Source organism: Massilia mucilaginosa (genome assembly GCF_011682145.1).
Classification (GTDB): domain Bacteria; phylum Pseudomonadota; class Gammaproteobacteria; order Burkholderiales; family Burkholderiaceae_D; genus Telluria_A; species Telluria_A mucilaginosa.
In genome coordinates this window covers 1-305 of sequence record NZ_WHJH01000308.1, presented here as the reverse complement: position 1 = coordinate 305, position 305 = coordinate 1, and the positions used below count along the sequence as shown (strand labels likewise).

Genomic DNA, 305 nt, shown 5'->3' with positions numbered 1-305 from the left:
GCAGGTCGAGCGTCCAGCGCGAGCGGTGCGGCACGGTGTTCGAATCGAACCAGTCGTCGCCGCGCGTGAGCAGCGAATGGCGGGCGGCGTCGGCCGGGTGGCTCGATGTCGCTTCGCGCAGGATGAACCACTCGGCAAACCATGCCGTGTGACCGAGCTCCCACAGCGGCGGATTGATGGTGGCGATGTGCGGCACGCGCGCCAGGCTGTCGTAACCCATGGCGGCGAAGCAGTCGAACAGGCCAAGGGTATAATTTCGGGCACTCTGGAGCGCCTCGGCCAATGGCTGCGGCCTGGCGTGCCGG

At 67.9% G+C, this 305-nt stretch carries 1 pseudogene; it reads right to left on the bottom strand.

Features of this window, described 5'->3' with window-relative positions:
• A pseudogene (locus F2P45_RS34980) lies at positions 1 to 305 on the bottom strand (selenoneine synthase SenA); the annotation flags it as partial.